This window comes from Jutongia sp. (assembly GCF_057878315.1).
Window position 1 is genome coordinate 34,009 of the sequence record NZ_DBLXSO010000025.1, and the last position, 8,388, is coordinate 42,396.

General features: G+C 47.1%; 11 protein-coding genes. All 11 read right to left on the reverse strand.

Translation table 11 applies throughout. The annotated features are described in order from the left end of the window. Position 1: 1 nt before the first annotated feature. The 11 genes from ACZLMD_RS07620 to rpmJ all read right to left on the reverse strand — a co-directional run bounded on the left by ACZLMD_RS07620 (position 2) and on the right by rpmJ (position 8,356). Positions 2-829, reverse strand: a complete 828-nt coding sequence (locus ACZLMD_RS07620) for an ABC transporter permease (protein WP_455057153.1) — start codon at positions 827-829, stop codon at positions 2-4. A 103-nt stretch (positions 830-932) separates the two neighbouring features. Continuing rightward, positions 933-1,925, reverse strand: coding sequence for a tRNA pseudouridine(38-40) synthase TruA (gene truA / locus ACZLMD_RS07625; protein WP_484107297.1), 993 nt, complete (start codon positions 1,923-1,925; stop codon positions 933-935). Between the two features lie 98 nt (positions 1,926-2,023). After that, positions 2,024-2,830: an energy-coupling factor transporter transmembrane component T family protein gene (locus tag ACZLMD_RS07630; protein WP_022306306.1), complete on the reverse strand. Its 807-nt coding sequence runs from the start codon at positions 2,828-2,830 to the stop codon at positions 2,024-2,026. Next, on the reverse strand, positions 2,827-3,681 hold the full coding sequence (locus ACZLMD_RS07635; RefSeq protein WP_484107298.1) for an energy-coupling factor transporter ATPase: 855 nt from the start codon (positions 3,679-3,681) through the stop codon (positions 2,827-2,829). Before ACZLMD_RS07635 ends, ACZLMD_RS07630 begins: the two co-directional genes overlap by 4 nt. Before the next feature lie 206 nt (positions 3,682-3,887). After that, complete coding sequence (locus ACZLMD_RS07640) at positions 3,888-4,745, reverse strand: energy-coupling factor transporter ATPase (protein WP_484107299.1); 858 nt, start codon at positions 4,743-4,745, stop codon at positions 3,888-3,890. 76 nt (positions 4,746-4,821) lie between these two features. Beyond that, positions 4,822-5,364, reverse strand: a complete 543-nt coding sequence (locus ACZLMD_RS07645; protein ID WP_022306310.1) for a bL17 family ribosomal protein — start codon at positions 5,362-5,364, stop codon at positions 4,822-4,824. A gap of 11 nt (positions 5,365-5,375) precedes the next feature. Then, positions 5,376-6,338, reverse strand: coding sequence for a DNA-directed RNA polymerase subunit alpha (locus ACZLMD_RS07650; protein ID WP_022306311.1), 963 nt, complete (start codon positions 6,336-6,338; stop codon positions 5,376-5,378). Between the two features lie 45 nt (positions 6,339-6,383). Further along, positions 6,384-6,977 carry a 30S ribosomal protein S4 gene (rpsD, locus tag ACZLMD_RS07655; RefSeq protein WP_022306312.1) on the reverse strand — a complete coding sequence of 198 codons (594 nt, stop codon included), beginning with the start codon at positions 6,975-6,977 and terminating at the stop codon, positions 6,384-6,386. Positions 6,978-7,008: 31 nt separating this feature from the next. Continuing rightward, the gene (rpsK, locus tag ACZLMD_RS07660; protein ID WP_022306313.1) at positions 7,009-7,404 is read right to left on the reverse strand and encodes a 30S ribosomal protein S11; all 396 of its coding nucleotides are present in this window, start codon (positions 7,402-7,404) and stop codon (positions 7,009-7,011) included. 54 nt (positions 7,405-7,458) lie between these two features. Next, the gene (gene rpsM / locus ACZLMD_RS07665) at positions 7,459-7,827 is read right to left on the reverse strand and encodes a 30S ribosomal protein S13 (RefSeq protein WP_022306314.1); all 369 of its coding nucleotides are present in this window, start codon (positions 7,825-7,827) and stop codon (positions 7,459-7,461) included. Positions 7,828-8,242: 415 nt separating this feature from the next. Continuing rightward, the gene (gene rpmJ, locus ACZLMD_RS07670; protein WP_118559023.1) at positions 8,243-8,356 is read right to left on the reverse strand and encodes a 50S ribosomal protein L36; all 114 of its coding nucleotides are present in this window, start codon (positions 8,354-8,356) and stop codon (positions 8,243-8,245) included. Positions 8,357-8,388: the final 32 nt, after the last annotated feature.

Here is an 8,388-nt window from a genome sequence, read left to right on the forward strand (position 1 = left end):
TCTATAACACATCCGCAAAATGCGACTTCAACTTACTGAACACAGACGTACCTGCCAAAAAGATCAGTATCGTCAATCCCCAGAAATAACAGCTCCACAGCGGACGTTCCCAAAACCAGCAGCCATTAAACATAGCATCTCTGTATGTCTGGACAATATAAAAGACCGGATTGAGTCTCATCAGAGATGCCAGCCACGGATACTTGTCCAACATCGAAATATTCCACATGATCGGTGTCAACCACATCAACACCTGCAGTGCCACCCCCAGAAAATGGGATAAATCCCGCACAAATACGACCACTGCAGATGTCAGATAACTCAGTCCCCATGTCAACACCATAATACAGACGAGACTGTAAATGAGCTGCAGCATGTGCAGTGTCAATCCAAACCCGTTGAGCATAAAAAGTATCACGACAAACACGGTAAAAAAGATATTTACCATAAATGATGACACAATTTTGATTGCTGGAAGAATCTCAATATCAAACACAACCTTTTTGACCAGAAAGCTGTATTCCATCAGGCTGTTCGTGGCACCGTTCCATGCATCGGAAAAGAAAAACCACGGAACAAGTCCTGCCGTAAGCCACAGCACAAACGGATAGTCTCCCACCGGCTGTGAACGAAATCCGATCTGAAAGACAAACCAGTACAATAAGATCGTGACAATATGTGAAACAAATGCCCATGCAATGCCAAAATAGGATCCTGCGTATTTGGTCCTGAAATCATTTTTGGCAAGCTTCACGATCATTTCCCGGTTGCGAATGCTCTTCCCAATCATATGAATCGGTGCCGGCATTTTTTTATCTATAGACATCATCGATGTACTCCATTCTATTTCATGCAAAATGTTATGATTCATTTCCGGAAATCCCTGTATTCCCAGAATGCATACCTTTTTAAATTATAATACAATTCGATTGTTATTGCAAATACTCGATCTCTACCAGCCGCAGCCCTCTTGCCGGAGCGGTCGGTCCTGCTTTTGCCCGGTCTTTCGCGGCAATAATACCGGCAACCTCCTCGGGTTTTATATGACCTCTGCCAACTTCTACCAGAGTACCGGCAATGATCCGCACCATGTTATATAAGAAGCCGTTGCCTTTGACGCGGATCGTCAGGAGTTGATCGGCTGATCCGGCGTTTGCCCCGCCAGCCGCCGGGATGGCTGTTTCTCCTGATTCAGGCTGCGTCTGTTGCACCTGTTCATCGCTCTTTCCGGCAGCTGCGTTGAGCATTTCTCCGGATGCAGACTGCGCCTGTTGCACCTGTTCACCGCGCTTTCCGTCAGCTGCGTTGACTGCTTCGCCGGATGCCGGCGGAACCGGTGTTCCTGCCTCCGTCAGCGGGCGGCATTCTACCTCAAGGCTGTAGATCGTCCGAACGGTTGTCTGCACCTGTGCTCCCGCCGTGCAGAAGGACGCAAAATCATGTTCTCCCAGAAATGCCTGACACGCCCGGCGCATTGCCTTGATATTCAGCGTTCCATACAGGAAATATGCGGTGTTACGGTATGCCGGCAGCGGAAATGTCCGGTTTAAGATATCGTATTCATAGGTCTTGCGGCAGTCACAGTGACGCGGATGAAAGTCATCCGCCACCTGCTTGGAGGACTGGATCACGATATCCTCCGGCAGTCTCTGGTTCAGCGCATACGAAAACTTCTCCGCCGGGATCCTCGATGTCGTATCAAACACGGCAACATTGCCAAGCGCATGCACGCCGGCATCCGTCCGGCTTGCCCCGGTCACAACAATCTCTTCGCCGGTCAGCGCACACAACGCACGGTTTAATTCTCCCTCGATCGTTGCCGCATTGGGCTGAAGCTGCCAGCCGTGGTAATTCGTTCCATCGTAAGCGACCCGCAGAAGTATTCTACGGGTCATTTTTGTCTGTGTGGTCATTTTCTGATTCATAGCTTCTATCCTGTTCCATCTAATAATCATTTATAGTGCCAATAAAATCTCAGAGCGGATCTTTCCCAGAAATCCCAATATAATCCCGTCAAAGATTGTCAGATTGCAACTGTCCTTGTCACAAGGATCAGTACAATAACGTACAGCACAAGCACTGCGTATCCCTTGTAATCTCTCGGATTATATTTTAACGGCTTCATCTTGGTACGTCCGGCACCGCCGTTGTAGCAGCGGGCATCCATCGCATAGGCCAGCTCATTGGCACGCCTTGTCGCCGAGATGAATAACGGCACCAGCAGCGGGATCATATTATGCAGACGGTGCATCAGATTGCCGGATTCAAAATCAGCGCCTCTGGACATCTGCGCCTTCATGATCTTGTCCGTCTCCTCGAGAAGGATCGGAATAAAACGCAGCGCAATGCTCATCATCATTGCGACCTCATGCACCGGTGCCCCAAAGCGTTTCAACGGTCCCAGCAGATGCTCCATGGCATCCGTAAGCTGATTCGGCGTTGTGGTCAGCGTCAGCATGGAGGATCCGATGATCAGAAGGATCAGACGAAGTGCCATAAAGATACATTTATAAATTCCCTCGCGGGTCAGATTCAGGATACCAAACTTCCAGATTGTCTCTCCCGGCGTCCACAAAAGATTCAGCGCCGCCGTAAAGATCAGCAGAAACAGAATCGGCTTTAGACCCTTGATCACATAGCGAAACGGCACCTTCGACAGGTGCAGCACCAGCACGAAAAACAAGCCTGCCACCAGAAAACCGATCACATAGCGGAAGCAGAAAAGCGAGATCAAATAGACCAGTACACCGACTACCTTCAGGCGCGGATCCAGTCTGTGGATCAGGGAACTGCCCTGATAATACTGTCCGATTGTAATGTCTCTGATCATGACTGCCTCCTCAAACTATCTGCAATACACTCTGCTGCCTGTTCGGGCGTGATGCCCTCTGTTCCTACTGCCATTCCTCTGTCCCGTAATTCGTACAGTATATTGGTTGACTGCGGAACATCCAAACCGATCTTGCGCAGCTCGTCCCGATACCGGAATACTTTCTGCGGTTCTCCGTCAAGCACAAGCTCTCCCTGATTCATCACAAGGATTCTTCCGGCATACCGTGCCACATCATCCATACTGTGAGAAACTAATATCACCGTAATGTTATTTTCCTCATGCAGCTTCTTTAAAAGCTCGAGAATCTCCGTGCGCCCTGCCGGATCAAGTCCCGCTGTCGGCTCATCCAGGATCAGCACTTCCGGCTGCATCGCAAGCACACCGGCGATCGCCACGCGGCGTTTCTGCCCACCGGATAATGCAAACGGCGCCACATCTAACAGATCATCACTGAGTCCGACCTGCTTTAATGCATCAAAGGAACGCTTCTCGACCTCCAGATTGGAAAGTCCCAGATTTCTCGGGCCAAACTCCACATCCTTGATCACGGACACCTCAAAAAGCTGGTGCTCCGGGTACTGAAAGACAAGTCCTACCTTCTGGCGGAGCTTGCGTCGTTCATAGCCATCCGCCTGAATGTCCTCATCGTTATAGTAGATCGTACCGGATGACGGCTTCTCCAATCCATTCAAAAGCTGGGTCAGCGTTGATTTACCGGAGCCGGTGTGACCCACGATCCCGATAAATTCCCTGTCATGAATCGCCAGATTGATATTTTTTAATGCCCATTTCTCCTGTCCGGAGCCTTCCCCATAGATGTAATTCACATTTTCCAGTCGAATCGACATGTTCATTCACCTTTTATCCTTTCCATGCACAGTGATCCGTCCATGAACACACTCGTCCACTGACACTCCAGCGTCTACATAATAGATGTGTAGTCTCTCATGTCATTCACTGCATCGACACGCTCACATTGCTCCCGCAGTCTCATCGCAGCAACAATACAATCACATCACGCCTGCAGTCTCATCGCAGCAACAATACAATCACATCACACCTGCAGCTTCATCACCGCATCAACAAGCTCCCCGGCATCGAGAATGTCCTTCGGAAGCTCGATGCCCTTCTCTCTCAAATGCATCGCCACCCGGACAGCCTCCGGTACCGCAAGACGAAATTCTTCCAGCTCATCACTTCTGGCAAAAATATCACGCGGCATTCCTTCCATTACAACCTTTCCGGAATCCATCACATAAACATAATCCGCTCCGGTTACCTCTTCCATGTAATGTGTGATCAGAATGACCGTGATATTCTCCTCTTTATTGATGCGCGTGATCGTATCGATCACAGCCTTACGCCCACCGGGATCTAACATAGCTGTCGATTCATCCAGAATGATGCACTTCGGCTTCATCGCCAGGATTCCCGCAATGGCAACTCTCTGCTTCTGTCCACCGGAAAGCTTATTCGGCGAATTCAAGCGATACTCATACATGCCGACAGTCTTGAGCGCATCTGCAACACGCTCCCAGATCTCCTCCGTCGGAACACCGATATTTTCCGGTCCGAAGCCGACATCCTCCTCAACCACATTGGCGATGATCTGATTATCCGGATTCTGGAATACCATACCGACCGTCTTGCGGATGTCAAGATCCTTTGTATGATCTCCGCACTCCATTCCTCCGACATACAGCGTGCCCTCGGTCGGCGTCAGTAAAGCGTTCAGATGCTTTGCGAAGGTCGATTTACCGGAGCCGTTGGCTCCAAGCACCGCAATGAGATCCCCCTGCTTTACCTGCATAGAAACACCATCCAGCGCCCGGGTAATTCCGGTCACATTTCCCTCTTCATCGCGTCTGGAATATTCATGTACCAAATCCTTTGCGTCAATTATCGGCTGCATTGTTCTACCGCCTTTCCCGTATATACTATAAAAGGCGTGCACATATCATGCACGCCCTCTGTTTTCAAAAATTCAATTATACCAGCTCGATGAGTACCTGCATAGCAGCATCACCCTTACGCTGACCAATCTTTACGATACGGGTGTAACCACCATTACCGTTACGCTCCGCATACTTTGGTCCGAGCTCATCCAGTACGATGTTAGAAACATCAACTGTCTTTGTACCGCTCTTGCGACCCTGTGCATCTGCAGGAACCTCTGTGATCTTGTACAGAGTCTTCTGCATCTGACGTCTGGCATGAAGTCTTGAAGGCTGATCCTTCTTGATCTCCTTCTCAACATTGTCATAAACAGTTACTTTCTTACCGTCTACAACTTCTTTTACTCTCTTGCCGTCTTTATCCTTACGTGCTACCTTTGCAGTAACAGTTACGGTATCGAAATTATTGCACTCCTTGATTCCTAATGCAATGATTCCCTCTGCAATCTTGCGAATTTCCTTTGCCTTAGCCTCTGTAGTAATAATCTTTCCGTAGTAAAGCAGATCTGTTACCTGATTACGAAGCAACGCTTTTCTCTGGCTGGAAGTTCTTCCAAGTTTTCTATAGCCTGCCATTTGCTTACCTCCTAATTATCCTCTCCTAAATTCAGAGAAAGACCTAATTCGTTTAACTTTGCTAAAACCTCATCCAGTGACTTGCGTCCGAGGTTTCTTACTTTCATCATGTCCTCTGATGTACGGTTACACAGCTCTTCAACCGTGTTAATACCTGCTCTCTTCAAGCAGTTGTAAGAACGAACGGAAAGCTCCAGTTCGTCAATGTTCATCTCGAGAACCTTCTCTTTGTCATCTTCCTCAGATGGTGCAATGATTACTGCTTTCTTTGCATTCTCTGAAAGGTTGATGAATGAGTTCAAGTGAACGCTGAGCACCTTTGCTGCCAGACTTACGGCATCGCTTGGCTCAATTGTTCCGTTTGTGAATATCTCAAGGGTCAGCTTATCATAATCTGTAATCTGACCAACACGAGTATTTTCTATCTGAATATTTACTCTCTCTACCGGAGTGAAGATCGAGTCAATGGCGATCACGTTGATCGGCAGGTCATCTCTCTTGTTCTTATCAGAGCTGACATATCCACGTCCATTGACAATCGTCATCTCAATGTAGAGCTTGCAGTCAGGACCGCCACTCAGTGTAGCAATCACCTGATCAGGATTAACGATCTCGATATCGGAATCCACCTGAATGTCTGCTGCTGTAACTACGCCTTCGCCGGAAGCCTCGATATATGCTGTCTTAACTTCATCGGAGTCGCTGTTGTTTTTGATTGCTAAACTCTTGATGTTCATGATGATCTCTGTAACATCTTCTTTTACTCCAGGAATGGAGCTGAACTCATGAACGACGCCATCAATCTTAATATGACTAACAGCTGTACCCGGCAATGATGAAAGCATAATTCTTCTGAGAGAATTACCCAAAGTCGTACCGTATCCTCTTTCCAGAGGTTCTACAACAAAACGTCCATATTTCTTATCTTCTGAAATCTCAACAATCTCAATATTTGGTTCTTTAAAATCAAGCACTCCAGGACCCTCCTTTTGGGTTTATGCTCACATGCTATCCGGTTATTACTTAGAATATAACTCGACGATAAGCACTTCATTTACAGGAACATCAATCTGCTCTCTTGTAGGAATCTCTTTAACCGTACCAGTCAGAGTCTCATGATCAGCCTCAAGCCAATCCGGGATCAGTCTGCCTTCGGTAGTCTCCAGAACATCTTTATATCTCTGGTATCCCTTAACCTTTTCCTTGATCTCGATCTTATCGCCCGGCTTAACTGTGTAAGATGGAATGTTTACACACTTGCCGTTTACAAGTACATGCTTGTGTCCAACGATCTGACGAGCTTCTTTTCTGGTGCGTGCGTATCCCATACGGAATACTACGTTGTCCAGTCTCAGCTCAAGGAGAATCATAAGGTTCTCACCGGTTGTACCGTATTTTAACTTCTGTGCCTTTGCAAAATTGTTTCTGAACGGCTTCTCAAGTACACCGTAGATGAATTTTGCTTTCTGCTTCTCTTTTAACTGTAACGCATACTCACTTGGCTTTCTGCCAGCGCGAACATTTCTCTTAGACTTCTTATCAAGTCCCATGTATGCAGGCTCAATACCAAGAGCTCTACATCTCTTCAGTACAGGCGTCATATCTCTTGCCATTTCTATATCCTCCTAATCTGGTAATCATTGATTAAACACGACGACGCTTCGGTGGGCGGCATCCATTATGTGGTACAGGTGTTACGTCTCTGATGCTTGTTACATCGATACCGCATGCCTGCAGTGCACGAATTGCTGCCTCACGGCCTGAACCAGGTCCCTTAACCATAACGTCAACAGATGTCAAACCATGTGGCAGAGCTGCTTTTGCTGCTGTCTCTGCAGCCATCTGTGCTGCATATGGAGTTGACTTTTTGGATCCTCTGAATCCTAATCCGCCTGCGCTTGCCCAGGAAATAGCATTTCCTTCTGAATCTGTAAGCGTAACGATTGTATTATTAAAGGAAGACTGAATGTGTGCCTGTCCATGTCCGACATTCTTCTTGACACGCTTCTTTGTTGCCTTCTTTGTTGCTACTTTAGCCATTATCAAACCCTCCTAGTTAGATTTTGGTAGAGTGTCTAACTGTTCCTACCTAAATTACTTTTTCTTATTAGCGACAGTACGCTTAGGACCCTTGCGAGTTCTGGCATTTGTCTTTGTCTTCTGTCCACGAACCGGCAGACCCTTTCTATGACGAATACCTCTGTAACATCCGATCTCCTGAAGTCTCTTGATGTTCATTGCGATCTCTCTGCGAAGATCACCCTCTACTGTCTGTGTCTCGTCAATGACATCACGGATACGGGAAACTTCCTCGTCCGTAAGATCCTTGACACGTGTGTCAGGATTGACATTAGCTTCTGCCAAAATACGCTTTGAGCTGGTAAGTCCGATACCATAAATATAGGTAAGACCAACTTCTACACGTTTCTCTCTTGGTAAATCTACACCACTAATACGAGCCATGTGTACTTTACACCTCCGTTAATTTTCTATTTTACAATGAGTTTCGTGGCAGCCTCGCTGCCGGTCACATGGGAATCCCCATGCTTTCAGTGATTTCGATGAGGGAATAGATGGTTCCTTCATCTTCAGCCGCTTTAAATTGTAATCCCACTGCATAGACATTTTTCACTATGACAGCCCTATTGCTGTCCCTCGGGATCGCCTGCGAATTGACGATCGATCTACGCCGCAGTCATCATCTGCCGTGGCAGGACCATCCTGCTATGAAATGACACATAGCCGTGATGAGATGGGTAATCACTCCATCCACAATGTCACAGTGCGCATGTTATAAAACGCACTATAATTACAGAAAGCAAGTTCTATTTTAACAACAGAAAAGCCAAAGTGATATGCTTTGGTTTCCGTTCTCTCATTAGCCCTGTCTCTGTTTGTGTCTAGGATTCTCGCAGATTACTCTGACGCGCCCCTTTCTCTTGATGACCTTACATTTTTCGCAAATCGGTTTTACTGAAGATCTAACTTTCACAGCAATAACCTCCTTTCAGAAAAGTCCATTAA

Bases quoted from the DNA above. Each gene is read 5' to 3' on its own strand.
- rpsD (WP_022306312.1), bottom strand. From the start codon at position 6,977: ATGGCAAGAGATATGACGCCTGTACTGAAGAGATGTAGAGCTCTTGGT.
- ACZLMD_RS07635 (WP_484107298.1), bottom strand. From the start codon at position 3,681: ATGTCGATTCGACTGGAAAATGTGAATTACATCTATGGGGAAGGCTCC.
- ACZLMD_RS07640 (WP_484107299.1), bottom strand. From the start codon at position 4,745: ATGCAGCCGATAATTGACGCAAAGGATTTGGTACATGAATATTCCAGA.
- ACZLMD_RS07645 (WP_022306310.1), bottom strand. From the start codon at position 5,364: ATGGCAGGCTATAGAAAACTTGGAAGAACTTCCAGCCAGAGAAAAGCG.
- rpsM (WP_022306314.1), bottom strand. From the start codon at position 7,827: ATGGCTCGTATTAGTGGTGTAGATTTACCAAGAGAGAAACGTGTAGAA.
- truA (WP_484107297.1), bottom strand. From the start codon at position 1,925: ATGAATCAGAAAATGACCACACAGACAAAAATGACCCGTAGAATACTT.
- rpsK (WP_022306313.1), bottom strand. From the start codon at position 7,404: ATGGCTAAAGTAGCAACAAAGAAGGCAACAAAGAAGCGTGTCAAGAAG.
- ACZLMD_RS07630 (WP_022306306.1), bottom strand. From the start codon at position 2,830: ATGATCAGAGACATTACAATCGGACAGTATTATCAGGGCAGTTCCCTG.
- ACZLMD_RS07620 (WP_455057153.1), bottom strand. From the start codon at position 829: ATGATGTCTATAGATAAAAAAATGCCGGCACCGATTCATATGATTGGG.